Source organism: Nocardia transvalensis (genome assembly GCF_015477765.1).
GTDB lineage: Bacteria > Actinomycetota > Actinomycetes > Mycobacteriales > Mycobacteriaceae > Nocardia > Nocardia transvalensis_A.
The window spans coordinates 377008-403908 of sequence record NZ_JADLQQ010000002.1; the positions used below are offsets into that span (position 1 = coordinate 377008).

At 68.5% G+C, this 26901-nt stretch carries 28 protein-coding genes and 1 pseudogene; 9 read left to right on the forward strand and 20 right to left on the reverse strand.

What is annotated here, in order from left to right; genetic code table 11:
- Window positions 1-244: 244 nt before the first annotated feature.
- From IU452_RS05750 to IU452_RS05760, 3 genes are all read right to left on the reverse strand, one after another.
- Window positions 245-1468 carry a lipase family protein gene (locus IU452_RS05750; RefSeq protein ID WP_195107835.1) on the reverse strand — a complete coding sequence of 408 codons (1224 nt, stop codon included), beginning with the start codon at window positions 1466-1468 and terminating at the stop codon, window positions 245-247.
- Window positions 1469-1634: 166 nt separating this feature from the next.
- A complete protein-coding gene (locus IU452_RS05755) occupies window positions 1635-2810 on the reverse strand; it encodes an alkane 1-monooxygenase (RefSeq protein ID WP_195107836.1) in 1176 nt (391 codons plus the stop codon).
- A gap of 289 nt (window positions 2811-3099) precedes the next feature.
- The gene (locus IU452_RS05760; protein ID WP_195107837.1) at window positions 3100-3726 is read right to left on the reverse strand and encodes a TetR/AcrR family transcriptional regulator; all 627 of its coding nucleotides are present in this window, start codon (window positions 3724-3726) and stop codon (window positions 3100-3102) included.
- A 101-nt stretch (window positions 3727-3827) separates the two neighbouring features.
- Between IU452_RS05760 and IU452_RS05765 the strand changes: the two genes are divergently transcribed.
- Together IU452_RS05765 and IU452_RS05770 are read left to right on the forward strand one after the other, a co-directional pair.
- Window positions 3828-4673, forward strand: coding sequence for an alpha/beta fold hydrolase (locus IU452_RS05765; RefSeq protein ID WP_195107838.1), 846 nt, complete (start codon window positions 3828-3830; stop codon window positions 4671-4673).
- A 14-nt stretch (window positions 4674-4687) separates the two neighbouring features.
- A complete protein-coding gene (locus tag IU452_RS05770) occupies window positions 4688-6118 on the forward strand; it encodes a carboxylesterase/lipase family protein (RefSeq protein ID WP_195107839.1) in 1431 nt (476 codons plus the stop codon).
- Between the two features lie 234 nt (window positions 6119-6352).
- On the opposite strand, the gene IU452_RS05775 is transcribed toward IU452_RS05770, so the two are convergent.
- From IU452_RS05775 to IU452_RS05790, 4 genes are all read right to left on the reverse strand, one after another.
- Window positions 6353-7192, reverse strand: coding sequence for an AraC family transcriptional regulator (locus tag IU452_RS05775; RefSeq protein ID WP_195107840.1), 840 nt, complete (start codon window positions 7190-7192; stop codon window positions 6353-6355).
- Between the two features lie 198 nt (window positions 7193-7390).
- Entirely contained in the window at window positions 7391-8944 is a 1554-nt protein-coding gene (locus IU452_RS05780) for an ArnT family glycosyltransferase (protein WP_195107841.1), read from the reverse strand.
- 117 nt (window positions 8945-9061) lie between these two features.
- The gene (locus IU452_RS05785; protein ID WP_195107842.1) at window positions 9062-9220 is read right to left on the reverse strand and encodes a hypothetical protein; all 159 of its coding nucleotides are present in this window, start codon (window positions 9218-9220) and stop codon (window positions 9062-9064) included.
- Window positions 9217-9663, reverse strand: a complete 447-nt coding sequence (locus IU452_RS05790) for a hypothetical protein (protein ID WP_195107843.1) — start codon at window positions 9661-9663, stop codon at window positions 9217-9219. Before IU452_RS05790 ends, IU452_RS05785 begins: the two co-directional genes overlap by 4 nt.
- A gap of 443 nt (window positions 9664-10106) precedes the next feature.
- Between IU452_RS05790 and IU452_RS05795 the strand changes: the two genes are divergently transcribed.
- The gene (locus IU452_RS05795; RefSeq protein WP_195107844.1) at window positions 10107-10379 is read left to right on the forward strand and encodes a hypothetical protein; all 273 of its coding nucleotides are present in this window, start codon (window positions 10107-10109) and stop codon (window positions 10377-10379) included.
- A 21-nt stretch (window positions 10380-10400) separates the two neighbouring features.
- On the opposite strand, the gene IU452_RS05800 is transcribed toward IU452_RS05795, so the two are convergent.
- Entirely contained in the window at window positions 10401-11093 is a 693-nt protein-coding gene (locus IU452_RS05800; RefSeq protein ID WP_195107845.1) for a UdgX family uracil-DNA binding protein, read from the reverse strand.
- A gap of 47 nt (window positions 11094-11140) precedes the next feature.
- Between IU452_RS05800 and IU452_RS05805 the strand changes: the two genes are divergently transcribed.
- Entirely contained in the window at window positions 11141-11704 is a 564-nt protein-coding gene (locus IU452_RS05805; RefSeq protein ID WP_195107846.1) for a type 1 glutamine amidotransferase domain-containing protein, read from the forward strand.
- Between the two features lie 26 nt (window positions 11705-11730).
- Here the strand turns inward: IU452_RS05805 and IU452_RS39420 are convergent.
- A pseudogene (locus tag IU452_RS39420) lies at window positions 11731-11868 on the reverse strand (GMC family oxidoreductase N-terminal domain-containing protein); the annotation flags it as partial.
- A 28-nt stretch (window positions 11869-11896) separates the two neighbouring features.
- Window positions 11897-12289, reverse strand: a complete 393-nt coding sequence (locus IU452_RS05815) for a hypothetical protein (protein WP_195107847.1) — start codon at window positions 12287-12289, stop codon at window positions 11897-11899.
- Window positions 12290-12409: 120 nt separating this feature from the next.
- Here IU452_RS05815 and IU452_RS05820 point away from each other — a divergent pair, with 120 nt between their 5' ends.
- The 4 genes from IU452_RS05820 to IU452_RS05835 are packed head-to-tail and all read left to right on the forward strand — an operon-like array spanning window position 12410 to window position 15251.
- The gene (locus tag IU452_RS05820) at window positions 12410-12847 is read left to right on the forward strand and encodes a MarR family winged helix-turn-helix transcriptional regulator (RefSeq protein ID WP_195107848.1); all 438 of its coding nucleotides are present in this window, start codon (window positions 12410-12412) and stop codon (window positions 12845-12847) included.
- Between the two features lie 10 nt (window positions 12848-12857).
- Window positions 12858-13280, forward strand: coding sequence for an organic hydroperoxide resistance protein (locus IU452_RS05825; RefSeq protein WP_195107849.1), 423 nt, complete (start codon window positions 12858-12860; stop codon window positions 13278-13280).
- Between the two features lie 6 nt (window positions 13281-13286).
- Window positions 13287-14273: a zinc-binding dehydrogenase gene (locus tag IU452_RS05830; RefSeq protein ID WP_195107850.1), complete on the forward strand. Its 987-nt coding sequence runs from the start codon at window positions 13287-13289 to the stop codon at window positions 14271-14273.
- A gap of 60 nt (window positions 14274-14333) precedes the next feature.
- The gene (locus IU452_RS05835; protein ID WP_324192456.1) at window positions 14334-15251 is read left to right on the forward strand and encodes an aminoglycoside phosphotransferase family protein; all 918 of its coding nucleotides are present in this window, start codon (window positions 14334-14336) and stop codon (window positions 15249-15251) included.
- A gap of 5 nt (window positions 15252-15256) precedes the next feature.
- Here the strand turns inward: IU452_RS05835 and IU452_RS05840 are convergent, their stop codons facing one another.
- From IU452_RS05840 to IU452_RS05885, 10 genes are all read right to left on the reverse strand, one after another.
- The gene (locus tag IU452_RS05840) at window positions 15257-15856 is read right to left on the reverse strand and encodes a GNAT family N-acetyltransferase (RefSeq protein ID WP_195107851.1); all 600 of its coding nucleotides are present in this window, start codon (window positions 15854-15856) and stop codon (window positions 15257-15259) included.
- Between the two features lie 29 nt (window positions 15857-15885).
- Complete coding sequence (locus IU452_RS05845; protein WP_195107852.1) at window positions 15886-16659, reverse strand: VOC family protein; 774 nt, start codon at window positions 16657-16659, stop codon at window positions 15886-15888.
- 171 nt (window positions 16660-16830) lie between these two features.
- The gene (locus IU452_RS05850; protein ID WP_195107853.1) at window positions 16831-17226 is read right to left on the reverse strand and encodes a hypothetical protein; all 396 of its coding nucleotides are present in this window, start codon (window positions 17224-17226) and stop codon (window positions 16831-16833) included.
- Between the two features lie 203 nt (window positions 17227-17429).
- On the reverse strand, window positions 17430-18758 hold the full coding sequence (locus tag IU452_RS05855) for a bifunctional o-acetylhomoserine/o-acetylserine sulfhydrylase (RefSeq protein WP_195107854.1): 1329 nt from the start codon (window positions 18756-18758) through the stop codon (window positions 17430-17432).
- A 114-nt stretch (window positions 18759-18872) separates the two neighbouring features.
- Window positions 18873-19595, reverse strand: coding sequence for an MgtC/SapB family protein (locus IU452_RS05860; RefSeq protein WP_324192457.1), 723 nt, complete (start codon window positions 19593-19595; stop codon window positions 18873-18875).
- Window positions 19596-19716: 121 nt separating this feature from the next.
- Window positions 19717-20256: a DoxX family protein gene (locus tag IU452_RS05865; protein WP_195107855.1), complete on the reverse strand. Its 540-nt coding sequence runs from the start codon at window positions 20254-20256 to the stop codon at window positions 19717-19719.
- A 135-nt stretch (window positions 20257-20391) separates the two neighbouring features.
- Window positions 20392-21312 carry a nuclear transport factor 2 family protein gene (locus tag IU452_RS05870; protein ID WP_195107856.1) on the reverse strand — a complete coding sequence of 307 codons (921 nt, stop codon included), beginning with the start codon at window positions 21310-21312 and terminating at the stop codon, window positions 20392-20394.
- A gap of 134 nt (window positions 21313-21446) precedes the next feature.
- Window positions 21447-22340, reverse strand: coding sequence for a nuclear transport factor 2 family protein (locus tag IU452_RS05875; RefSeq protein ID WP_195107857.1), 894 nt, complete (start codon window positions 22338-22340; stop codon window positions 21447-21449).
- A 135-nt stretch (window positions 22341-22475) separates the two neighbouring features.
- Window positions 22476-23021 carry a TerD family protein gene (locus IU452_RS05880; protein WP_195107858.1) on the reverse strand — a complete coding sequence of 182 codons (546 nt, stop codon included), beginning with the start codon at window positions 23019-23021 and terminating at the stop codon, window positions 22476-22478.
- Window positions 23022-23093: 72 nt separating this feature from the next.
- The gene (locus tag IU452_RS05885) at window positions 23094-24422 is read right to left on the reverse strand and encodes a family 1 glycosylhydrolase (RefSeq protein WP_195107859.1); all 1329 of its coding nucleotides are present in this window, start codon (window positions 24420-24422) and stop codon (window positions 23094-23096) included.
- 174 nt (window positions 24423-24596) lie between these two features.
- Between IU452_RS05885 and IU452_RS05890 the strand changes: the two genes are divergently transcribed.
- On the forward strand, window positions 24597-26888 hold the full coding sequence (locus tag IU452_RS05890; RefSeq protein ID WP_195107860.1) for a molybdopterin-dependent oxidoreductase: 2292 nt from the start codon (window positions 24597-24599) through the stop codon (window positions 26886-26888).
- Window positions 26889-26901 lie beyond the last annotated feature (13 nt).

Genomic DNA, 26901 nt, shown 5'->3' on the forward strand with positions numbered 1-26901 from the left:
TCGTGTGCGATCCGGTCGACGGCGTTGACCGGCAACCGGATCCGACACTAGTGAGTCACGGCCGGTCGGGCGAATCGCGAACCCTATCGGGCGGTTGAGAATCCGCCACACAACGGTCCGCGCGCACCGACGCCACTGGCGGCACGCGCGAACCTGACCCTCCGCACCGGCCTCCTTTCGCCTGAGCCGATGCGGAAGCCCTTCCCGCCCCGTCATTCCCGGCATGGTCTTGGCCGGGATCCCGTCAGCAGTTGTTCGGAATCGGCTTGCCCGCGAACCGATCCGCCAGATAGTCCACCGCGCGCGGCGCGTTGAGCATCCCGGTGCCGTGGTCGGCACCGTGGATCATCTCGAACTGCACGGGCGTGCCGGACTGGCAGTACCGCCGCGCAACCTCCACGGCCAGCTGCGGATTCACCACGTCGGCGTCGCCGTGCCACTGATACAGCGGCGCCTTCGGCACTCCCGCGAAGGTTTCCAGGCTGTTCGCGTGCAGGATGTGGATCTGGGTGGCGTTGACGTCGTCGACACCGCCGTTGAAGTAGTCGGTGAACTTCTTGTTGGCGGCGTCGGCGATGATCTCCTCGGTGCAGGCGTTGGCGATCCGGTTACGCAGGTCCAGCCCGGCCGGATTCAGCCACCGGTCCAGCGCCATCTCGTCCGGATACTCGCGTTCGAGCCCGACCGCACCGGCGAAGCCCAGGCCGAACAGCACATTGGGCTGCCCGGAGACGTCGAGGGCGAGCTTGCCGATGTTCTCCGGCACCCCGCCCATCGTCACACCCACGATCGGCAGCTCGGGCGCGTACTCCGGGGCGAGTGCGGCGGCGAACCCGGTCGCCATGCCGCCGCCGGAGTATCCGGCCAGTCCGACCGGGCTGTCGCCGAGCCCGATCGGCGCGAATCGCTTGATGGCCCGCACACTGTCGAGCACCAGCCGCCCGCCGAGGCGAGCCGCCCCGTAGGCACTGGTCGGGCCGAGATGGTCCGGCACCGACACCGCCCAGCCGCGCGCCAGCAGCAGGTTCAGCGCCGGCGCCTCCTTCACCTCACCGGTGAACAGTCCGTGCGAGGGCGCGCATTGCAGGCCCAGCGCATTGATGAACGGCTGATACGACACCAGCGGCCGGTTGTTACCACCGCCCGGCGGCACCAGCACCGTGGTCACCGCGGCGATCGGCGCGCCCGCGGAGTTCGACGACCGGTACAGCAGCTGCCACGCCGTGGCTCCCGGAAAACCGTTGGCGGGGACCTGGCGGCTGCGCACCACATCGCCCGGGTGATAGTTGCCGATATCGGCGGGAGCCGCGTAGAAGGGGTCGGGATCGGCGGCGGGGTAGATGGGCGCCGCCTGGGCCGGTGTGGCCGTGGCGAATCCGGCCGCGATGGCCACCGCCACCACGCCGACCCGGATCGCCAGGCGCCGCACCGCGCCGCGTACCGTGTGTCCGGCTCGTAATGCCGTCATGGTCACTCCTGTGTTCCGCGGACACGAGCGGGATGCCGCCAGTGCCACTTATTGCCGTGCCGCAATCGGTGTGTGCTGAAAAGCGAGGCGGCGGCGTTGCCGCGTCGTGTTCGAGGGACAAAAGGTGAAAACTTCTTGCAATTTGCCCGGAAATGGATCGCGGATCTCACGCGGCCGCCTGCACTTCCGGCTCGTGGCCGTGGGTGGCCAACACCTTGTCGCGCTTGCGCGGATGGATATTGGCGCGCGTGATGTCGCCGTCGTAGTGCGCGAGCAGGCGCGGATCCATCACCCGCCGCCACAGCGGGGGGATCACCGCGAACAGGATCATGGTGGCGTAACCCGCCGGCAGCTGCGGCGACTCCTGTGAGCTGCGCAGTGTTTGGTATCGGCGCCCCGGATTGGCGTGGTGGTCGCTGTGCCGCTGCAGGTGGAACAGGAAGATATTCGTCACCAGCCGGTCGCTGTTCCAGCTGTCGCGCGGCGAGCAGCGGGCCCAGCGGCCGTTGGGCCGGCGCTGGCGCAACAGGCCGTAATGCTCGATGTAGTTGACCGTCTCCAGCAGCGCCGCCCCCAGCACGGCCTGCAGGATCAGATACGGCAGGATGCGCCAGCCGAAGCCCGCCAGCAGCGCGCCGAACAGCACCACCGTCATGGCCCACGCCTGCAGGATGTGGTTGTGCACGCTCCACCAGCCATGGCCCTTGCGCCGCAACCGGTTTCGCTCCAATTCGATCGCCGACCGCAGGCCGCCGAAGACGCTGCGGGGCAGGAACTCGTAGAGCGTCTCGCCGAAGCGGGCGCTGGCCGGATCCTCCGGCGTGGCCACCCGCGCGTGATGCCCCTTGTTGTGCTCGACGAAGAAGTGCCCGTAACCCGATTGCGCCAGCGCGATTTTCGCCAGCCACTGTTCGGCGCGTTCGACCCGGTGCCCCAGTTCGTGGGCGGCGTTGATGCCGATGCCGCTGACGAACCCGAGGGTCGCCGCCAGCCCCAGCTTGTCGACGATGCTCAGCTCGTCACCGGCCCACATGGCACAGGCGATGAGCAGGCCGATCAGCTGAACCGGCAGGAACAGGAAGGTGCACCACCGGTAGTACCGGTCGTTGGAGAGCGTCTCGTAGTCCTCGTCGCGAGGATTGTTCCCGTCCTCGCCCACCACCCAGTCCAAAACCGGGATCACGATGAAGATGATGATCGGGCCGATCCACCAGAACACCGGAGCCCCGGTGCGTAATACCAACTGCGACGGCAGCAATGCGCTTGCCGGCGCGAGTAGCCCCAATACCCACAAGTGTCTCTTCGGGTCTGGGGAATTCGAACGTTTGCTGACCGTTAACATGCCGATTCCCTCATATAGATTCTCGAGACCCCCGGCGACTGCCCGTTACCGACCTCAGGTCTCTGATCACGGGTAACATATAGCCGTCTGCGCAGGAAAATTCCACTTGGAACCTCGGCTTTTTAGCCCCACTAAAGTGTTTTCAGCTCGGGTGAACTTCCCCGGGCTGCCACCCCTTCGCCGAACCCGCGCGCCCCCACGTGATTTCCGCGTGATAGACGCGGCCATCCGGCTGTGGACTACATCACCAATTACCCGGCAAATGCTGATCGGCCATCGCCCGGCGCTGTCAGCTCACGCCATCCCGGCGTGCTTTCGGCCGGGACGAGATCCGCCCGATCAGGTCCTCGATGTAGGCGCGGAAAAGCCCTGTCATGTCGACGTTCTCGGGATCGAGCAGCCACTGCAGCTGCAGGCCGTCCATCATCGCGAACACCTGGCGGGCAACGGCGGACGCGTCGACGTCGCCGCGCACCGTGCCGTCGGCGATGCCGTCGGCCAGCGCACGGCCGAGCCAGGTCTCCAGTGTGCGATACCGCTGTACCGCCCATTCGTGGGCGGGATGATCGGCGGCGACCGCCTCGCTGGTGACCACGGTGAACAATTGGACCAGCCCCGGAACGTGCATGTTGTGCTCGACCAGGCGGGTCAACCGGCGCAGCGCGTCCGCACCGCGCAGTTCCTCGTCCAATGCCATGTGATCGGAATCGAGGCGGTCGCGATGTTCGAGGACTGCCGTCAGCAGTGCGGCCTTGGTGGGGAAGTGGTGCAGCAGGCCGGGCTGCGAGAGCCCGCAGCGCTCGGCGATCTCGGCAATGGACGCACCGCGGAAACCGTTGTCGGCGAAGGTCTTCAACGCGACATCGAGAATCCGCTCCTTGCGCGCGTCGCCGCGCGGGCGCCCTGGGCTCGGCATAGCCGGAGCCTATCACGCAGAGGTCACCTAACCGACCGAGCACTCGGTTAGTATCGGGGTGCCGCCCGCCGCCGTGCGGGTAGTGGGAGAGAGGACAACCGATGAGCCGGGCAGCCGAGCACACCGCCGAGATCGTTCCGTTCCCGCTGCAAGGGGGTGCGGGCACGCTGGCCGCCTGGGACTGTGCGCCGACATCCGGGGTGTCCGTTCGCGGCACGGCGGTATTGGTTCCGGGCTTCACCGGCTCCAAGGAGGATTTCGCGGCCATGCTGCCGATCCTCGCGACGGCCGGATTCCGGTGTGTGGCATACGATCAGCGCGGCCAGTTCGAATCCGACGGCCCCGCCGATCCGGCCGGGTACGGCATCGACGACTTCTCGGCCGACCTGATCGGCATCACCGAGACCCTCGGGGCGCCGGTCCATGTGGTGGGCCATTCGTTCGGCGGATATGTAGCGCGCACTGCCGTCGTACAGGAGCCGCAACGGTTCCGCAGTCTGACGTTGCTGGCCTCGGGGCCGTCGTCGCTGCAGGACATCAACTTTCCGCCACCCGCGCAGGTGGCTCGGTTCATCGAGGCCGGCGGCCAGGAGGCGGTGTGGCAGCAGCTGAGTCCGCTGCTCGTCGCCTCCGGTGTCGACGAGGCGAAAACGCAGTTCCTGCATCGGCGCATCCTGGCGACGAAGAAGGCGAATCTGCTCGGCATTCTGCGCACGATGGAACAGTGGCCGGTAGCACCCGCCCGGGTGCGCGACACGGGCGTGCCGATCCTGGTCGGTTACGGCGACAGCGGTGATCTGTGGGCCCCGGCGGTCCACGACCGTTTCGCCGCGGAGTTGGGCGCGCGCACCGTGGTCTATCCGGGCGTGGGTCACCTGCCCAACGAGGAACGACCGCACAAGGTCTGTGACGATCTGCTGGCCTTCTGGGAGGCAGGCGCGGCGTGACTACCGTGGACGCCATGACGACGGTGGATACGAGTGCGGGCAAGGTACGGGGGATCGTCGAGGCGAGCGGGGTGGCGGCCTTCCGGGGGATCCCGTTCGCCGACTCGCCGGTGGGGGAGTCGAGGTTCGCCGCGCCACAGCCACATCCGGGCTGGTCCGGAGTTCTCGACGCGGTCCGGTCCGGGCCTGCCGTGCCGCAGTGGCCGTCCCGCCTGGAGGCGGTCATGGGCACCCGGATCGGCAACTGGCACGAGGACGGCTGCCTCACCCTGAATGTCTGGATGCCGCCACGTGATTCGGACGCGCCGCGGCCGGTGCTGCTGTGGTTCCACGGCGGCGGCTTCACCAGCGGCAGCGGTGGATGGGACTGGTACGACGGTGCCCGCTTGGCGGCGCTCGGCGGCATCGTGGTCGTCACCGCCAACTATCGGCTCGGCCCCCTGGGCTATCTCCACCTGCCCGGCATCGACAATCCGGGATCACAGGATCAGGCGGCGGCGCTGCGGTGGGTGGCCGACAATATTGCCGCTTTCGGCGGAGATCCGAATTCGATCACCGTCGGCGGTCAGTCGGCGGGTGCCTACTCGGCCATGGCGCTGGCCACCGATCCCGCCACCGGCGGCCTGGTGCGGCGCGTGATCGGGCAGTCGGGGCCGTGGGGCCTGCGGCCGCACGATCCGGAGCAGGCCGCGCAGGTGGCCGCGAAATACCTGGACATTCTCGGAGTTTCGGATGCCGATCCGCTGGCCCGGCTCCGTGAACTGCCCGTGACTCGACTGTTGGCGGCGTACGCGCGGCTGGCCGTTGATACGGGTCGGCCGGGCGTGCTGGAGCCCCCGATGTATCCGGTGCTGGGCGGCGCGGGATACCCGGTGGCGTGGGACGATGCGGTGGCGGCCGGTGCGCTGGGCGGCAAGGATGTGCTGCTGGGCTCCACGGTCGACGAGACGTCGGCGTTCCTTGCCCTCAACCCGATCATCCAGACACTCGATCGCGAAGCGGCTGTTGCCATCCTGAACACCCGCAGCGGGGGAGAGGGGCAGCGCCGGTACGAACGGGCCGCGACCCGGATGCCCGAGGCCACACCGGCCCAGGTGCTCGCGGCCGTGTCGACCGATCTGTATTTCGAATCGGGCATTCGCCGGATCGCGGACGAACTTGCCGCCCAAGGCGGTTCGCCCTACGTCTACCGGTTCACCCGTGCGCCGCAGCCCGATCCGTATGGCCTCGGCGCCACCCACTGCGCCGAATTGCCGTTCCTCTTCGGCACATTCGACGCATTCCCGAACTCCCCGATGCTAGGCGCGGTGGGCGACAGCGATCAGGCCCTGTCCCGCGCCTTCGCCGGTGCCGTGGCCGCCTTCGTGGCCAACGGCGTCCCGAACCGCACCGACCTCGAGTCGTGGGCGCCGTGGGGCGAGGATCCCACGGTCCGCAGCTTCTGAAAAGCCCAGGGGGTCAGTTCAATAGGAGCCCGCCGCGTCCAGGGAGCCAAGCGTGGCCTTCCTGGACGCGGCGGGCCCGATCGCACCCGTCTGTCAGGACATTTTATAGACCGATACGTTAATATGCGCATCTAGGCATTAGAGTTCTGCAAGTCAGAGTACGGCGGTACTGCGCAAATCAGTCCGGAAACGATTGCCCGGAGCCTACGGGTGCGTCCGTCGTAAGTAGGCGCGTCACTCGTGGGGATGGAGGGTGCGGGGCGGGTGGCCGTGGTGGCGGCGGAAGGCGGTGCTGAAGGCGAAGGGGTTGGTATAGCCGACTTTTCGGGCGACGGTGGCGACCGGTTCGCCGTGGGCGAGCAGGTCGGCGGCGAGGGTCATGCGGCGGCCGGTGAGGTAGGTCATGGGGGATTCGCCGAACAGCGCGGTGAACCGACGGTACAGAGTGGCCCGCGAGACGGCGGCGTGGGCTGCCAGCGATTCGGCCGACCACGCGTGCCCGGGGCTGGAATGGATGGCGTAGAGAATGCGCGCGACGATCGGATCCCGCAGGGCCGCACGCCATCCCGGCGAATCCGGCTCCGCTCCCGCCAGCCAGGCGCGCAGCGTATGGGCCAGCAGCAGATCGAGCAGCCGATCGCGGACCATCTGACGTCCGGGGCCGATCTGGTCGATCTCCTCGTCCAGCAACGCCAGCGCGGCGGGGGAGGCGCCGGATTCGGCGGTGACACAGACGTATTCGGGCAGCGAGTCGAGGAGCCGGCGTCCGGCGACGTCGACGCTGCCGTAGGTTCCGGCGATGACGACCGCGCGGGGCCCGTGCCCGGGTGCGGGTGCCCGCAACGCAGTGCACCCGTCATGTGGTCCGGGCCCGCGCACCAGGGCGATGTCTCCGGCGCCCAGCTCGTCGGCGTCGCCGTCGCGGGAGAGCCGGGCATGGCCGTGCAGGACCGCGTAGAGCGTCAGCGGCGCTTCGCGATCGGCCAGCCACGACCACGGTGCCTGCCGGTCGGCCCGCCACAGGAGCGATCCCTGCGCACGGATTCCCTGGAGCATCTCGGCGAGCACATCCACGGCTACGACGCTACCGACTGCCGTGAACCGACTACGAAGGTATGCGAATGCCTCACCGATGGTTACGACGAGTTCACATGCCTTGACTAGGGGTTGGCCGATCCGGAAGAACCGTCGTGCTGGGTGCGATGGGCATGATCGGACACCGGGCAGCGGAGCCGTCGCGATATACCTATTGACACCTGCGGCCTTCGGGGCCTACTGCGCTCGCAGCTGCGGCCACAGTTCGTCCCACGAAAGTTTGCGCCCGGTATAGAGGGTGGCGAGGTCGGGGATGGCGGGGCGGGCTTCGGTGAAGGAGGCCGCCAGCAGTGGGGTGGGGGAGCCGAGGTAGAGGATGTCGACGGCGTCGTCGTCGGGGTGGCCGAAGTAGTAGTAGCCGCGGTGGGCGCTGTAGGCGCGGGGGAGACCGGTATGGGCGCGGTCGATGTCGACGGCGGCAGCGAACGGATAGCTTTCGGCGACGATGGCCGTGCGGCCGCGGGCTTCGGGCGGCAGCTGGTGATAGGCGTCGGTCACGACCGCGGACAGGTCGGCCATCATGGTGTCGGCCGCGGCGAAATCCTTGGCCGTCAACACCATCGGGATATCCGGGATCCGCTCGGCCCAGGAGCGCGGATAGACCGGTACCGCGGTGATCCACAACGCCACCCCGGCTACCGCCGCCACGGCGGCGAGCGGCCGAACCACGGCTCGCCACCGCAGTGAACAGACCACCACTGCGCCCGCCGCCATAGGCAGGGCGTACAGGCCCACAACGTAATTCGACCGTCCCGACGACAAGAGGAACGCCACGACAACGATAACCGAGGCGGCCGTCGCGAACCGATAGTCGCGGAACCTCTTGTCCACGAACAGCGCGACCATCCCGATGAGCAGCAGCGGCAGGCCGAATGCGATTCCGGCGCTGGTTGCGCTGTCCAGCAGGAACTTTCCCACGCCCGGTGATTCCGCCGCGACCACATCCGACATCCGGGTGTACGGCCATCCGTTGCGGGCCTGCCACATCAGCGTCGGCACGGTCGCCAGGGCGGCCACCGCGAGCCCGGCCCACAGCATCGGGCGCGTGAGCATCCGCCGCGGACCGAATATCAGCACGCCGACGGCCAAGGCGACCCACAGCGCAGGCACCAGGAACTTGGTCTGCAACGACAGCGCGGTCACCAGGCCCGCGGCCAGCAGCAATCGGTCATCTGCGGCGCCTCGAGCATGGAGGCGCACCCACCGCACCACCAGCCAGACGATGACGGTCCAGAACAGCGGATCCAGCGAGTAGGTCGCCAGCCAATGGCACAGAACTACCGCGGCCGACATGGCGTAGCCGAGCGCCGCCATCGCCTGTGCCCCACGCCCGCCGCCCAACTCACGCGCGATGAGTCCGGTCACGATGATCCCCCCGACGGCCGCCAGAGTCACCGGCAGCCGCAAAGCAACCAGCGAATCCGGTGCCACCATCGACATCACTCTCGCCAGCATCGGCACCATCGGCGGCTGATCGAAATACCCCCACGCCGGATGATCCCGCCCGGCCACCACGAAATACGCCTCGTCGAAGAAGTACCCGTAGTGCCGACTGCCGACGAGCAACACGACCCCCGCAACCCCGGCGACGAGGAAGACGGGCGCCAACTCGAACCACCACGGTGTCCGAACGGGTCGCCCGGACACCCTGCGAGCCTCGTCGTCGGCCGCAGCGGTCACCCCGCGCAGATCGCTGCGCACCTGTTCGTGCCGTTCCTTGGGTTGCACCATCGTCCCCGCCCTCCCTGTTCCGACCGTCCAGGTCAGTCTGTACGCAGGGCCGGGGCCCGAACATCGCCCGTGCGTCGCTGCCCTCGTCATGCCCGAGAGGTAATAGGACCGCCGGACCTACATCCCGAGAACCACTCTCGGGATGAGGACCGGGCGGTCGACCGGCGAGAAGCCGCAGAACAACGGGGCGCCCGCGCGTTTGACGGTTTTGATGATCGGGACGGTTTCCAGCCGGTCCGGTGGGAGTTCACCTCCTGCCGGACCGGCGCTGCTCATTCGCCGCGGACGTAGCGCAGCGAGGCGCGAAGGGCGTCCATGTCGATGTTCAGGCTCGGATCGCGTTCCTGGGCCTCGCGGAACTCGAGCATCGCCTCGTCGATCGTGCTGCGGCGGGCCATCGCCACCAACTCCCGGCGCACGTATTCACCGATCGGCACGCCCGCTGCCGCGGCGCGACGGCCGAACACACTCCAGGCGTCGGCGGGCAGGTCGTAGGTGTGAATCAGCGCCATGGCGTCGGCATCGATCTCCGCGCCCGGATAATTCGGCCGCTCGGTCTCGAGAAACTCCACCACCGCATCGATGGCCACGCGCCGACCGGCCAGCTCGATCAACTGCCGGCGTACATAGGCTTCGGTCGGCAGACGGGCCGCACGAGCACGGCGTCGCAACACCTCCGCGGTCTGCGCGGGCAGCTCGTCGATCTCGATCAGCGCCATATCCGACACCGTACACGGACCCACAACGTGCAGGAAGGTCGCTGCTCTCGACAGTGGGGGAGCGGTGGATAGTGTTCTGCGGCTGGAGACTTCGAGGCGGTGCGGGGGATAAGGGAGATCCGGCACGTGGGCTGTGCGGGAAGGCCTCCGGCGACGGTCTCGGTAGCCCGGTGGGATCGAAGCTGCACGACACGACCTCTCTCTCTCTCGACTTTTAACGTCATTACTGCGATATGCGAATCTAACTATGTATCACCATCATGTCAGACAAACCCGATTCGAAAACAACCCAACAGTCGCAAAAAACGCCTAGACCGAGCCGGTAGCAGAAACAGTTCGATCAACTGAATGCTGAATGTTTGCCGGTGCCCCTATGGTGGAACTCCACCCAGTGACGGTCGAGGTGGCGGGACCGGTACGGGCGAAGGAAGGTTGTGCCCGAGATGTTGTTGACCGCTCTACAGGACGTGGTCCTGGCACAGTTGCCGGACCCGGAACCGGAGCCGCCGCCCGGGTCCGAACCGTCGGTGGCGCTGTTGCCGTATCTCCTTTGGTTCCATCTGGTTGCAACTCTGTTGACGGTCGTGTGGTGGGTGCGGGTGGGTCGGGGGATGCGTGGGGGACGTCGCAAAGCCGCTCTCATGGCAGTCGTCGCACTGGTGGTGGGATTGGCGACGGCGCTGCTGGGGGCGGCAATGGCGGCACCCCTCGAATAACCGGTTCGCTAGCTGTTTGCTCTAATGGAGAGCCATGGCCGTGTGCGCCTCGCGGAGGTCGGCGACGAAGTCTCGGTAGGCCTCGTCGCGGTCGGGGGCCCGCAGGACCGCGGAGGGATGGACGGTCGCGATCGCGTGGAAATCGGGGAGTGAGATCAACTGCCCGCGTTGGCGGCTCACCCGGAACGACGGGCCGAGCACGGCCTGCGCGGCGACCGCACCCAGGCACACCACCAATTGGGGCCGGATGACGGCGAGCTCGGCCTGCAGCCAGGGCGCGCAGGCGGTGATTTCCCCGCGTGCCGGTTGCTGATGGATACGTCGCTTGCCGCGCTCGGTGAACTTGAAGTGTTTCACCGCGTTGGTCATGTAGACCGTGCTCCGATCGATGCCGACCTCGGTGAGTGCCTTGTCCAGTAGTCGACCGGCCGGTCCGACGAACGGATGCCCGAGGATGTCCTCGCGGTCGCCCGGCTGTTCTCCGACCATGACGACGTGGGCGTCTTGCGGTCCTTCCCCGAAGACCGTCTGGGTCGCGTTCCGGTAGAGGTCGCAGCCGCGGCATTCGTCGGCGGCTTTCCCCAAGGTGGCCAGGTCCGCCCCGTCGGGCACGAATTCGGCAGCGCTCATCGCGACTCCTTCCCGGGCTCGTTGCGGTCCGGATACCCGGGCAGCGACGGCGGAAACGGCGGCCGGGCGGGTTCGTTTCGGCATGTCGGGGGCGGGTAGTGCACCCGAGACGGCCGAGGAAAGGAGGAGTCATGGCTGCGGAATTGCAGGGTAAGCGGGTTCTGATCGTCACCTCGAACACGGGGGTCGAGCACGACGAATTGGTGGTGCCGCGCGACCGGTTGCGCGAGCGGGGTGCCGAGGTGACGCACGCGGCGGCGAAAGCCGAGCAGGTGCAGACCTTTCGAAGCGACGTGCAGCCCGACAGCACCGAGGAGCCCGACGCGGGCCTCGACGGGGTGCACGCGGAGGACTTCGATGTGCTGGTCGTCCCCGGCGGTACCGTCAATGCCGACAAGCTGCGGGTGGCCGACGGTGCGACGGATCTGGTGCGGGAGTTCATCGATTCGGGTAAGCCGATCGCCGCGATCTGCCATGGGCCGTGGGTGCTGGTCGAGGCGGGCGTACTGCCGGGCAAGACGCTCACGTCCTACCATTCGGTGCGCACCGACATCGTCAATGCGGGTGGTGAATGGGTGGATCGCCCAGCCGTCCGCTCCGATGAAAACGGCTGGACTCTGATCACGTCCCGCAACCCGAACGATCTGCCGGACTTCGTCGACACCATCACCGAGGAATTGACGACCGCCCGCTGATCGTCGAACCCGAAGCTCCAGCCCGGGTTTCCCAGGGCGGCCCAGTGGTCGTAGTCGGCGGGATGTCCGCGCAGCGCCATGACGTTGTCGGTGGTCGAACTTCCGCCGACGACCCGTCCCGCGGCGAGCGGAATGCTGATCTCCCTTCTCGAAGGCCTACCCAGAGTGCTCGGACACGTGCGCGGGCGGGCGTCAGCGGATGTCGAGGGCGAAGCGGGTGGCGCCGAGGGCCATGTAGGTGCCGGTCATGGCGACCATCGTGGCGGCGGCGGAGCGGGGGACGTCACCGCGGGCCAGGTGACCGGTGCCGTGCACGGTATCGATGAAGTCGACCAGCAACGCCACGCGTTGCCAGCGGCGGCGGTCGGCGATGGGGGCGGTGAGGTAGCCCAGGCCCAGTGCGATGGCGCGGGCTCCGAAAATTCTTGTGAGGTAGACGGATTCGGGTGCGAGCCGGAAGCCGAAGGCGCGGCCGAGCCGGTGCGGGGCGGCGAGGGCGGCCGTTCCGAGGACGATGCGCCCGAGGGCGAGCCCGCGCAGCGTCGTGGAGAGTGGATCGGCGTGGGTCGAGTCGTTCGAGGTCATGGTTCGAGGGTGCGTCGTCGGCTCGCCGGAGGCGATTACCTGTCTGGTAAGGGAGGCAGGTGGCGGCCGTCATAGGCCATTAGGTTGTACACAACTTAATTGTGGGCTAGGTTATTGGACGTGACCGATGCTCTGTCGTTGAACCAGCAGGTGTGCTTTCCGCTGTATGCGGCGCTGCGCGCTATCACGGCGGTGTACCGGCCGAAGCTCGAGGCGTTGGGGCTGACCTACCCGCAGTATCTGGTGATGCTGGTGCTGTGGGAGCAGGACGAACGCAACGTCGGTGAGCTGTCCGCGGCGCTGGCGCTGGATTCCGGGACCTTGTCGCCGCTGTTGAAGCGGCTCGAGGCTGCCGGGCTGGTCGAGCGTCACCGCTCGGCGGCCGATGAGCGCCGCGTCGAGATCCGTTTGACCGAGCGCGGTCGCGCACTGCGCGAGCAGGCCTGCGCCATTCCGGCCGAGATGCTCGAGGCCACCGGTATGCAGCTGGAGGAACTGGTGGCATTGCGGGAGACCTTGCAGCGCATGACCGCATCCCTGACATCCCACATCCGATAGGAGAGTCGACATGAAAGTGCTCTACACGGCCGAGGCCCTGGCCACCGGCGACGGACGCAACGGGCACGCCCGGACCACCGACGGCAAGGTCGATGTGACGCTGGCGGTTCCGCGGGAGATGGGCGGCTCCGGAGCGGGCACGAATCCCGAGCAGCTGTTCGCGGCCGGGTATGCGGCGTGTTTCCATTCGGCGCTGCGGCTGGTCGCCAAGCAGGCCGAGGCCGATGTCGCCGATTCGGCGGTCGGCGCGAAGGTCGGCATCGGCCCGAACGATTCCGGTGGATTCCAGCTGGAGGTCACCCTCGAGGTGTCGCTGCCGCATCTGTCCCGCGAGCAGGCGCAGGAGCTGGCCGACCGGGCGCATCAGGTGTGCCCGTACTCGAATGCGACCCGCGGCAATATCGATGTCCACGTGATCGTGGCGGAGGACTGAGCGACCATGCGTGCGGTGGTGATCGAAAGCTTCGGTGAGCCGAAGGATGTGCTGAGCTCGGCGGAGCGGCCGGTGCCCGAACCCGGTCCGGGTGAGGTGCGGGTCGCGACGATGCTGTCCCCGATCCACAATCACGATCTGGCGGTGGTACGCGGCGTCTACGGCTACAAGCCCGAGCTGCCCGCGATTCCCGGGACCGAGGCGGTCGGGCGGATCGACGCGGTGGGCCCGGATGTCGCGGGGGTGAAAGTCGGTCAGCGCGTGGCCGTTGCGGGTGCGCAGGGTGTGTGGGCGGAGTACTTCCTCGCCGAGGCCGCCCAGGTGGTGCCGGTGCCCGACAGCATCTCCGACGAGACCGCGAGTCAGCTGCTGTCGATGCCGTTCAGTGCGTTGGTGCTGCTGGAGGACATGCAGGTCGAATCCGGTCAGTGGATCGTCGTCAATGCGGCCAACGGTGCGGTGGGCCGGTTGATGAATGTGCTCGCCCGCGCGCGCGGCGTGCAGGTACTGAATCTGGTGCGTAGCGCGTCGGCGTCGAAGGCGTTGCACGAGTTGGGGTTCACCCCTGTCCTCGACACCGAGACCGACGGCTGGCGCGAGCGGGCGCGGGAGGCGACCGGCGGCGCGCCGATCGTGCGCGCGGTCGACCAGGTGAGCGGCCGGGCCGCGAACGACCTGCTGTCGCTGCTGGGTGAGCGCGGGGAACTGATCTCCTTCGGTGCCCTGTCCGGGCAGCCGATGAACCTCGACCCCGGGCCCATGATTTTCAAACAGGCTGTGGTGAAAGGCTTTTGGGCGTCGCGGCGCCGCGACGAGATCGGCGCCGACAATCGCCGCCGCCTGTTCGGCGAACTGCTCGAGCTGGCTACCCGCGGAGACCTGGAGTTGCCGCTGGAAGCAACCTATCCGCTGGAGTCGGCCGCTGACGCGGCAATCGCCACCGAAACCCCTGGCCGCAACGGCAAGATCGCGCTGGCACCGGCTGTGTCCTGACATCGGTCGGGCGGGTGAAAATCGCTGGACCGACGCGCCTGCACTGCCTACGGTCGCCGCGTGGAGGGAGTTCTCGAACCTCGGGCCGCCGAAGCGATCGTGCGTCGCGTGTGGAGCGGGGCGTCGGTCGAATCGGTGCTGCCGCGCACGGGCGGCGAGTTGAGTGCGGTCTACGAAGTGCGGTGCCGCGCACCGGTTCCCGCGGTGATCGTGAAGATCTACAGCGAGCGATGGCGGTGGAAGCTGGCCAAGGAGGTGTTCGTCTACCGGCTGCTCGAAAGTCACGGCGTGGCCTCGGTGCCGTCGATTCTGCATGCCGACGCGGACACCGCGCAGTTGGTGATGACGCTGCTGCCGGGGAGGCCGCTGTCGGAGGTGAGGTTCCTGGGCGCGGCCGACCGGCACGCGATCTACCGGCAACTGGGTGGTCTGCTCGGCGCGATCCACGCGATCGGGCAGAGCGCCTTCGGCTATCTCACCGATCGGATTCTGGATCCGATGCCGAGCAACAGCGCCTACATGTGCCGCCAGTTCGACAAGAAGCTCGCCGAATTCCTCGAGTTCGGCGGTGCGGGCGGCCTGCACGACAAGGTCTCGCACTACGTCGCCGACCGTGCCGAGGTGTTCGCGCAGTGCGGGGCGCCGGTGCTGTGCCACAACGACGTGTATGAGGGGAATATGCTCGTCGCCCGCGGCGACGAGGGCTGGACGCTGACCGGATTGATCGACGTCGAGAACGCGATCGCCGCCGATCCGCTGATGGATCTGGCCAAGGCCGATTACTATGCGCTGCACGGCAACTCCGCCGAATTCGGTGCGCTCGTCGAGGGCTACGGCGACCTGCCCGACGGGTGGCGTGCTCGCCTGGGTTTGTACCGGCTCTACCACGCCCTGGAACTGTGGGACTGGTATGCGTCGATCGGTAACCTCGCGCCGCTGCCGGGTATCGGCCGCGACATCGAAACCATGGTCGCCTGACTGGTTCAGCGTAGCGCCAGGCGCATGAGGACTCGGGGGAAGCCCGCGGAGGTCGCGGTGGTGGCGGCGGCGCGGGTGAAGCCCGCGCGTTCGAACAGCGACACCGTGCCGACGAAGGCCAGGGTGGTGTCGACCTTGCGGCCGCGGTTGTCGGCGGGGTAGCCCTCGATCGCGGGGGCGCCGTGGGAGCGGGCGTAGTCGACGGCGCCGTGCAGTAGGGCGGTGGTGATGCCGCGGCCGCGGTGGCCGGGGCGGACCTTGAAGCACCAAACCGTCCAGACGGGCAGGTCGTCGACGTGCGGGATGCGAGTGGAGTGGGCGAAGAAGGCCAGGGTGTCGCGGGGTGCGACGCCGGTCCAGCCGACGACCTGGTCGCCGTCGTAGGCGAGCAGTCCCGGTGACGGTTCGTGCGCGCAGAGCTCGTGCATTCGGTCGCGGCGGGCGGGCCCGGTGAGGGCGTTGTTTTCCTTCGACGGCAGCCGATAGGACAGGCACCAGCAGGCGTCGGCGCCGGGGCGTTTGGGGGCGAGCATCGTTGCCACGTCGTCGAAGCGGTCCCGGGTGGCGGGAACGATCCGAATCGGAGCGCCGGTCGACTCGCTCATGGGTAGACGGTACGACAGGGCATCGACATTCAGGGGGCAGGTTTGGGCGTGGTGACGGCGAACGGGGCGCCGGAAGGATCGGCGACCACGGCCATGCGGCCGAGGTAGGAGGCGTCGGTGGCGGGTTTGGTGACCGAGCCGCCGTGTGCGCAGATCGCGTCGACGACACCGTCGACCTCTTCGACCCAGAAGTAGGGCAGCCAGCAGGGCCGGTGGCCGCCCTGCAGGATCGTGACGTGGCCGAAGGAGTCCTGCTTGGGGTCGCCGTCGGCGGGGGACAGCACGGTGTAGGTGGTGCCGGGGACTTCCATCGCCTCGGCGTGCCAGTCGAAGACGGTGCTGTAGAAGGCGAAGTCTCCGGCGTCGTGGCTGGCGAGTTCGAGCCAGCACAGCGCGCCCGGCAGCCCGACGAGATCGAGTCCGGCGACCTCGCCGGGCTGCCACACCGAGAACTGCCCGCCTTCGGGATCGGTGAGGCAGGCGATGCGGCCCGCCTTCATGACGTCGAATGGTGCGGCGCGCACCGTGCCGCCCGCGTTCTGGACGGCTCGGGCGGTGGCGTCGGCGTCGTCGGTGCGGAAGTAGATCGTCCATGCCGGATCGGCGCCCTGTTCGGTGAGGGGACCGAGCGCGGCCACCGTCTTGCCGTCCTTGCGGAACAAGCCGTATCCCCTCGAATCCTGTCCGGCGGAACGGCATTCCCATCCGAACACGGCGCGGTAGAACCGCGCTGCGGCATCGGTATCGGGGCTGCCGAGGTCCAGCCAGTTCGGTGAACCGGAGGTATAGGCGGTGGTGAGCACGATCGAATCCCTTCATCAGCAACATCGCCGGGTCTGTCCCGGGTGCTGTTCTCCGCATTCCCACATTTCGGCGAACAATGACACATCGTCGAATTGTGGTGTGCGGGAAGGCCGATCATGCGAGAAGGTGGCGGCCGGCGGCGGTATCGGTGCCGCCGCCGGCCGCGGCGATCACTGTGCCTGCGTAGCCGATTGGTCCTGACCGTTCGAGCCCTGGCTCTGCTGCCCGGACCCCTGCTGGGAATTGGCGCCTTGCTGCGAGTCGGATTCGTCCTGGGAGTCCGAACTCTGCTGCGAATCCGGGTCCACGATCCGGTTCCACCAGTCGAGGTATTCCTGTTGCGCCTGCGGACTGTAGGCGGAGGTCTCGTAGTCCGCGCAGCGTTCGCCCGCCGGGAGCGCCCGCTTCTGCACGACCTCCACATTCCCCAGGGGGATGCTCCTGGTGCACAGGTCGGGTTGGGGCATGGCCTCGCCGGCTGGGGCAGCCGGTGCCGCCAGGGCGGTGGCGGGTGCCCAGAGCAGCATCGCCAGCGCGCCGACGGCCGCCGGTAGGTGTCTACGCACGGAGGTTTCCTTTCTCGGAGGGGAAGTACTCTGCGGACACGCATGTCGAAATGTAGCGGGAAATTCGCCAAAGTCCGCGATTGCCACGCCGATTGAAACGTGTTTCATTCCGACGTCCATGACCGCTGCATGTACCCGAGAAGTATGAGATTCGCCAGATCGTTGCCGACCGTGCGCAGGTGGTGCGGCAGGGGCCCGGGGGATCAGTCCGCGGCGGCGGCGAATCCGGCGCGCAGGTCGGCGAGGATGTCGTCGATGCCCTCGATGCCGACCGCCAGGCGCACCAGGCCGGGCGTCACACCGGCGGCGAGCTGCTCGTCGGGGGTCAGCTGGGAGTGGGTGGTCGAGGCCGGATGGATCACCAGCGAGCGCACATCGCCGATATTGGCCACGTGGCTGTGCAGGGTCAGCGCCTCCACGAACCGTTTACCCGCATCCACCCCACCGGCCAGCTCGAAGCCGATGACCGCGCCGACACCCTTGGGTGCCAGCTGCTTTCCGCGCTCGTACCAGGGTGAGCTGGGCAGGCCCGCATAGTGGATCCGTTCCACGCCCGGCTGCTCGGTGAGGAACTGCGCGACCGCCTGCGCATTGGCGACATGGCGCTCCACGCGCAGGCTCAGCGTCTCGAGGCCCTGGCTGATCAGCCACGCATTGAACGGCGCGATGGCCGAACCCAGATCGCGCAGCAACTGCACTCGTGCCTTGACTGCAAAAGCGGGCGCGCCCAACTCGGCGAATACCACGCCGTGATAGCTGGGGTCGGGTTCGGTGAAACCGGGGAAGCGCGGCGTGCCGTCGGCGTCGCGCACGGTCCAGTCGAAGGTGCCGCCGTCGACCAGGACCCCGGCGATGGCCGCGCCGTGCCCGCCCAGGTATTTCGTCGCCGAATGCACCACGATGTCGGCGCCGTGGGCCAGCGGCTGGATCAGGTACGGGGTGGCGACGGTGTTGTCGACGATCAGCGGCACGCCGGCGGCGTGGGCCACCTCGGCGACACCGGGGATGTCGAGGATGTGGTTCTGCGGGTTGGACACCGTTTCCGCGTAGAACGCCTTGGTGGTGGGGCGGACCGCGGCGCGCCACTGCTCGAGATCGTCGGGGTCGTCGACGAAGCCGACCTCGATGCCCAGCTTGGGCAGCGTGTAGTGGAACAGATTGTAGGTGCCGCCGTACAGGCGCGGGCTGGACACGATGTGGTCACCGGCCGCGGCGATGTTGAGCAGCGCGAAGGTCTGCGCGGCCTGTCCCGAGGCCAGCAGCAGCGCGGCCACACCGCCTTCGAGGGCGGCGATGCGCTGTTCGACCGCGTCCTGAGTGGGGTTGGCGATGCGGGTGTAGATGTTGCCCGGTTCGCTGAGCCCGAACAGCGCGGCGGCGTGGGTGGTGTCGCGGAAGGTGTAGGAGGTGGTCTGATAGATCGGCAACGCGCGCGCGTTGGTGGTGCCGTCGGGAATCTGCCCGGCGTGAATCTGTTTGGTGTCGAAGCTCCAATCGGCGGCGGGATCGGTGGGCAGGGCGGAGTCGGTCATCGGTGCGAAGGCTCCTCGGCGAGACCCGAGCGTCCGGGTCGGTGAGTAGTGCGTGGCTTCGAACGGTAGAAACCCCGGCGCCCAACCACGAGAGTTGCGCTCGTCCTGAGCGAATTACGGTCCGGAGACGCTGGTTTCGTCGGTGGAGACCGCCAGGATGCCGTCGATGTCGGCGAGGGAGGCGGTCAGCTCGCTCAGCGAGCCTGCGCCGTGGACCGACAGCCGCACCCGGACCGTGCGGGCGGGGTGGTCGGGGTCGGGGCCCTCGACCGCGAGTTCATCGACTGCGAAGTTGCGTTCGGTGCAGGTGGCGAGCGCTCGGCGCAGCACGCCGCGGCCGTCGAGGTAGCACAGCCGCAGCCGCGACGGTGCGTATTTGGAGCGGGGCAGGCGCGCGGCCAGCGGGGTGAAGGCGAACACGACCAGGAAATGCGCCGCGGTCACCAGCACCGCCAGCAGCCACAGTCCCGCTCCGGCGGCCATACCGACCGCGGCGGTCAGCCAGATGGTGGCGGCGGTGGTGAGCCCGCGTACGGCGTCGCGCCGCACGAAGATCAAGCCGCCGCCGATGAATCCGATCCCGGACACGATCTGGGCCGCGACGCGCGACGGGTCGAGCACCACGTGGCCGCCGAGGGTGTCGGTGAACCCGTATTTGGACACGAGCATGATCAATGCGGAGGCGACACCGACCAGGGTGTGGGTGCGCAGGCCCGCGCTCTTCTGCCGGATCTCGCGTTCCAGCCCGATGGCCGAGGACAGGACCACGGCCAGGGCCAGTTCGGTGATCTGGGTCGGGCCCTGGCCGGTCGGTTCGCCGAAATATGCCAGTACCACTCCGGCGAGGCTAGTCGATTCCGTTCGGTACCAACCAGATTCGGACAAAAACGACGCGGCGCCCCCGGGCGGGAGCGCCGCGACGATCAATCCTGGTGTCACACAAGCGGTATGGGCTGGTTCACAGCGCCCACTTGGCCGCCAGGGTGATCAGCCCGGCGATCACCGCCAGCGCGATGGCCGCACCGGCCCAGGTCAGGCCGTGGCGCTGCCAGGGGCGATTGTGGTCGAGGGAGTAGCGGCCGGGCCCGGTGAAGGCAAGAGCCGCCGCGGGGAGGGCGAACAGCACCGACATCTCCCACTGGGCGAAGCCGCCCGACCAGGTCGCGGTGAACGCGTTGAGCATCGTGCCCAGCGCGATGGCCGCACCCAGCGGGGTGAGCAGGCCCGCGGCCAGCAGCAGCCCGCCGCCGATCTCGGAGAGTCCGGCGAGGGTGCCGAAGAACTTGCCCGGGTTGTAACCCATGCCGTCGAAGGCCTGGGCGGTGGCGCTCCAGCCGAAGCCGCCGAACCAGCCGAACAGCTTCTGGGTGCCGTGCACCGCGAGCAGCAGGCCGAACCCGAGTCGCAGAACGAGCAGTCCGGCGTCGGTGGCGCGGGTGTCGAGGGTGGTGGGCGCAGTCGTGGTCGCCGTCGTGGCGGTGGTGGGTGCGGTGGTCATACTGTCCTCATCTGTCGGTCGATCGTGCACGGCCGGTCCAGCGACGCTGGCAAACGGACCGCGGTCCGATCGTGCCGCACGCGAACCTCAACCTCCAGTCGACGTGAGCTATTCCGCACTCGGCCCCAGCCGGATTCAGCGGCGCGGACCGACCCCGGTGCCGGGGACATTGATGCCGGGGATGTCCGCACCCAGGGCGATGACCTCGGCGAGCAGGTTGGGGTACTGGCGAATCCGGTCGATCTTGCCGCGCCGGAAACCGATCTCGCCGACGCTGGCCGAGTGCAGCACCCGCTGACTGTCGCGGGCGACGAGCTCACCTTCGACCTCGGTCAGCCACGTGTGCGGGGCGGCCAGGCGGCGCGCGGTGACCGTGTGCAGCAGGCCGGGCAGCCACAGCTCCGACCAGATGCCCAACCGCCGGCACACCTCCGCACGCCCGACGGTGTGCCCGGGCAGGCCGGGAATGTGCCAGGGCACATCGACGGTCACGTCCTCGGCGAGCATGTCCAGCGCCGATCCGAAGTCCTGGGCGAACAACAGGCCCAGCCAGCGTTCGATGGCGGCGCGTTCCCACGCCGCGTCGCCGGAGTCGTCGGCCAGTGCCATCTCGTAGGCCGCCCGCTGGACCAGCGGGTCGTGGTAGGCGGTGAGCTGGCTGATGAGGCCGTGCCCGAATTTGACGGTGACGGTGTAGCGATTGCGGTAGGGCCGCCCGGTGGCCCGCACGACCAGATGGCCCTCGACCTGCACCATCCATTCGCCGCGGTCGTCGCGGTGGCCGGCGCCGGTCACCCGCATCGTGAAGGGCGCGGATTCGTAGATGTCGAGCATCGCCAGCGCGTCGCGGATCTGGTCGCGGCCGAGCATGATCGTCGGGAACCCCGGCGGTTGAAACGGCATCGCCACCACGGCCTCGGTGGTGAACAGGGCGAGCACGCCGTCGCGGTCGCGGGCCGAGAGCCGGGCGAACAGGTCCTCGATCGCGGCTCGCTGCGCGCGCAGCGGCGCCGCGGCGCCGCGATCGCCGTTGGGCGCGGACATGGCCAGAGTCATCTCGCGCTCCTTCCTCGCGTACCGGTACAAGGACGGCCGTCGTCGATCACCCCATGATCTGTCAGCGACCTACCGGATCGACAGCGTCAGGAACGTCGGGATTCGGCCGGATCGCGACAGCGGCGCCGCGGCGTTCACGACGCCAGGTCGATGCCGTGGCCCGGGGCGTTGATGCCGGGAATGTCCGCGCCCAGGGCGATGATCTGGTCCAGCGGATTGTAGAACTGGGTGATCTGCGCGATTTTGCCTTGGTGGAAACGGATTTCGCCGCGCAGATAGGCGCGGTAGGTGCGCAGGCTGTGCTGGGCGGTGAAATCGCCCTGGGCATCGACGATCCAGGTGTGCGGGGTGTTGAGCGGGCGGATCCTGAGGTCGGCCAGGCCGCCCGGGCTCCACAGCGCGGCGATGCGGCTGAGCACCAGATCGTGCAGCTGGTCGCGGCCGCGGACGTGTTCGGGCAGGCCCGGCAGCTGCCAGGGGGTGTAGACCTCCACATCTTCGGCGACCATCTCCAGCAGCGAGTCGTGGTCCTGACAGAACAGCAGGCCGTAGTAGCGTTCGACGGCCGCGCGTTCCCAGGCGGTGTCGTCGACGGCCTGGGTGTGTGCCAGGTCGTAGGCCGCGAGCTGGACCAGCGGGTTGTGGTAGACGGTGAGCTGGCTGATCTTGCCGTTCTCGAACCGGAAATTGGCCATGTACCGGTTGCGGTAGGGGCGGCCGGTGGCGCGCACGACGAGGTGGCCCTCGATGTGGACCAGCCATTCGCCGGGAAATCGCAGCCGCTGCAGGCCCACCACCCGCATATCGAACGGGGCGGATTCGTAGATCTCGAGAACGGCCAGCCCGTCGCGGATCTGGTCGCGCCCGATCATGGCCGCGGGGAAGCCGGGCGGCTGGAACGGCATGGCCACGGCGGCGTTGTGGGTGAACAGGGCGACCAGGCCCTCGATGTCGCGGGTCGACAGTCGTGCGAACAGTTCCTCGATGGCTGCCGCATCGGGTGGGGTCGTGGCGGTCGCGTCGGTCATCACGGTCTCCTCGGGTCGTGCGTCCGACGATACGGACAGTGCAGAAATCCTGCGACAGCAAATCTCTGGCAAACAGTGGTATTTAGGCCGAATTCCGTGCAGAACGCGACAGTAGTGTGGGGGACTTCACTTTGATCAGGGCAAATGCGACGGCAGGGTGGGGAGGGCGTCGACCGGATGGCGGGCGGGCACCGAGGCAGCAATCGGATGGAACTGCCATCCGTCCGCGGTGCGGATCAGGGCGGCCACCACCATTCCGGTGTGCGGACACGCGCTCAGCGCGAGGCGGTGCAGTTCCGCGCCGGAACTGCCGTCGACCAGGCGGCAGGCAGCGGGAACCCGGTTCAGTGGCCGGCCGGTGTAGCTGGTGACGAGGAAGACCACCGTGGTGATCGAGTCCGACAGGCGGGTCAGGTCGACCGTGATCGCCTCGTCGTCACCGCCGCCCTCGCCGGTGAGATTGTCCCCGTGCAGGCGCACCGCGCCGTCGGCGGAGCCGAGTTGCTCGTGGTAGACCACCTCGACCGGCTCCCGCCCGCGACACAGCACCGCGGCCGCATTCAGATCGACCTCGGTGGTGCGGCGACCGAACCGGCGCCGCCGCTCGATTGGACTCCATCCCAGCCCGAACATCACATGGTCGAGCGCGCGACCGCTGGTGTCCCGCAACGGGATCGACACCGTATCCCCTTCCACCGGCTACCGCCGTTCCGACGCCGCCCCCACTGTATGCCCGAACGGGCCGGGTGGTGATCAGGCAGGGACGGTGACCGGGTCGGCGCAGCTGTCGGGGGCGTCGACCAGCGAGCAGGCCGCGGGGGCGCGGGTGGGGCGGTAGTCGGCGGGGACGCCGCCTGCGCGCGTGATGGCGGTGTAGGCGGCGACGGCGTCGGTGGGGCGGCGGGTCGAGGCGGGGTCGGTCGTCACGTCGACGGTGTAGAGGCCGAAACGGGGTGTGTAGCTTCCCCATTCGTAGTTGTCGGTGATGCTCCAATAGTTGTAGCCCATCACCGGCAGGCCGTCGGCGGCCGCGCGCTGGATCCAATAGATGCTGTCGCGCAGATCGTCGGCGCGGGTGTAGCCGTCGGCGCGGGGCTCTCCGTTGCGGGTGGGCATGCCGTTCTCCACGACGTACAGCGGCTTACCCGGCAGGCGGCGCGAATAGTGTTGCAGCGCATAGTAGAGGCCTTCGGGCTGCAGCGGCATCTTCCACAGCGCGCGCAGATCTGCGGGGGAGACCTGCAGCAGCGTCTGCGGGGTGAAACCGTAGTAGTAGTCGATGCCCACATAGTCCAGCCGGTCGGCGATCGCGGTGACCATGGGGCCGTTGACCACCGGTTCGGCGGTGCCCGCGACATAGGCGAGGTTGCTGGTGACCAGCGCGCGCGGCTGCACCCGGTGGATGTGGTCGTAGATCGCGTTGTGCGCGCGAATCAACCGGTCCTGCATGACCGGTACGGCCGCGGGGGACAGCCCGCCGTTGGCGGTCTCGTTCACCATGTAGAAGACGGGCTCGTTGAAGGTGACCCACAGCGGGTTGCCGGCGGCGTAGCGGTCGACCACCGTGCGGGCGTTGGCCAGCCAGTCGCCGAGCATGTCCGGATGCGCCCAGCCGCCGCGTTCGGCCGCCCATCCGGGATAGACCCAGTGGTCCAAGGTCAGCATCGGGCGCAGGCCGGCGGCGGCCATGGCATCGAGAACCGCGTCGTAGAAGGCGAATCCGGCCTCGTCCCACACTCCCGGCCGCGGCTGTACGCGCGCCCATTCGACGCTGATGCGGTAGACGCTCACCCCCAGGTTCGCGGCCAGGGCGATATCGTCGCCGTAGCGGCGGTAGAAATCGACCGCGTCGCCGTAGCGGTCGTAGGAGGAGTTCGCCGCCACGTAGCGGCTCCAATTGCTGTCGGGCGCATGGCCTTCGCACTGGAATCCGGCGCTGGCCACACCCCACAGGAACTGCGGGCCCAGCGGCGGCACGGTCGCCGGGGCCGGTGGCCGTGCCCCGGCGAGCGGGGGCAGCGCGAGCGTGGCCGCGGCACCGGCGGCGAGAGCGAGGGCCTGACGGCGGCTGAGCGGGCGCATCGAACTCCTCGGCATCGAGTGTGCGGTCATCGAGTGTGCGGTGTGGGACAACGATATCGGCGACGCGGGCGCCTGCGGGTCACCGTACCCGGGCAGTGGCCCGCTGCGTCGGATCTTGGTCACAGGTCCTTCGGGGCCGCCGATCTTGTCGGTGGGCGGGGCTAGGGTGAGATCATGACGACGCATCTGACGCACTGGGGAGCGTTCGAGGCTGTCAGCGACGGCCACCGGCTCACCGAGGTGCGGCCCTGGCGCGGCGATCCCGAGCCGATGCCGCTGATCGACAATGTCGCCTCCGCGCAACATCATTCGTCGCGCATCGGGCTGCCGCATGTGCGCAAGGGCTGGCTCGACCACGGTCCGGGTGCGCCGGGTCGCGGCGAGGATGCGTTCGCGCCGGTGTCGTGGGAGACGGCGCTGGATCTGCTGTCGGGGGAGTTGCGCCGCGTCTACGACGAGCACGGTGCCGAATCGGTGTACGGCGGCTCCTACGGCTGGGCCAGCGCCGGGCGTTTCCATCACGCCCAGAGTCAGGTGCATCGGTTCCTCAACTGCCTGGGCGGCTATGTCCGCCACGTCAACAGCTACAGTCTCGGCACCTCGACGGTGTTGCTGCCCTACATCCTCGGCGATGTGTATTGGATGCTGGGCAATTTCACCGCCAAGTCGGTACTGGCCGAGCACACCGAGCTGCTGGTGGCCTTCGGCGGGCTCTCACCGAAGAATGCGGCCGTCACCCCGGGCGGGGTGTCGCGCCACCACGTGCGCGGCTGGCTGGCCGCGGCGCGGGCGCGGGGCTGCCGGTTCGTGTCGGTGAGTCCGCTGCGCGACGACACCCCGCCCGAGGCGCAGGCCGAATGGCTCGCGCCGCGCCCGGGCAGCGATGCGGCGCTGATGCTGGCACTGGCCCAGGTGCTCGACGCCGAGGGCCTGGCCGACACCGCATTCCTGGACCGCTACACCGTCGGTTTCGACCGTTTCGCCCGTTACCTGCGCGGCGAGACCGACGGGGTGGTGAAGGATCCGGCGTGGGCCGAGGCCCGCACCGGGATCGCGGCCGAGCGCATTCGCGCGCTGGCGCGCGAGATGGCGGCCTCGCGGACCTTCCTCACCGTCAGCTGGTCGTTGCAGCGCGCCGAGCACGGTGAGCAGCCGCTGTGGCTGGGGGTGGTGCTGGCGGCGATGCTCGGCCAGATCGGTCTGCCCGGAGGCGGTTTCGGCCACGGCTACGGGTCCACCGTGAGCGTGGGCGAACCGACCCGGCAGCTGCGGGTGCCGTATTTCCCGCAGGGCCGCAACGGTGTGGACACCTTCATCCCGGTCGCCCGCATCGCCGATATGCTGCTGCACCCGGGCACCGAATACGACTACAACGGGCAGCGGCTGACCTACCCCGACATCCGGCTGATCTACTGGGCCGGAGGCAACCCGTTTCATCACCATCAGGATCTGGCCCGGCTGCGGCGCGCGTTCGACCGCCCCGACACCATCGTCGTGCACGACGCGTTCTGGACCGCGACGGCCCGCCACGCCGATATCGTGCTGCCCTCGACGATGACCATCGAGCGCGACGATTTCGGTGCGGGGGAGAACGACCGCATGTTCTTCCCGATGCCCGCGCTCACCCGCCCGCACGGCCAGGCCCGCGACGACTACGCCATCTTCGCCGAACTGTCCGAACGACTCGGTGTGGGAAAGGAATTCACCGAGGGCCGCACCGCCGAGCAGTGGCTGCGCCACCTGTACGAGCAGTGGCGCGACAAGCTGGGCGAGCAGGGCCCCGACGTGCCCGGCTTCGACGAATTCTGGGCCGGTGACGGGGTCGAGCTGCCGGTGGTCGACACCCCGCAGGTGATGTTCGCCGACTTCCGCGCCGACCCGGAGGCGCACCCGCTGAGCACCCCCACCGGGCGGATCGAGATCTTCTCGGCCACCATCGACACTTACGGCTACGCCGACTGCCCGGGCCATCCGGTGTGGCTGGAACCGCAGGAATGGCTGGGCAGTCCCGCCGCGGCCCGGTTCCCGCTGCAGCTGGTCGCCAACCAGCCGCGCACCAAACTGCACAGCCAGCTCGATGTCGGCGACCACAGCAGGTCGGTGAAAATCGGTGGCCGCGAACCGGTCCGGCTGCATCCGCAGGAGGCGTCGGCGCGCGGGCTGCGCGACGGCGACATCGTGCGCCTGTTCAACGACCGCGGCAGCTGCCTGGCCGGATTGGCCGTCGACGAGGCCGTGCGGCCCGGCGTCGCCCAGCTGTCCACCGGCGCCTGGTACGACCCCGACCCCGCCGACCCCACGTTCTGCCGTCACGGCAACCCGAATGTGCTCACCGCCGACCGGCCGTCGTCGACGCTGAGCCAGGGCAGCACCGGTCAGCTGGCGCTGGTGCAGATCGAGCGCTACACCGGAGACGTGCCCGAGCTGACCGTCCTGCACCCGCCGGCAACCGTAGAGCGGGGCTGATCGGGCGGGTCCG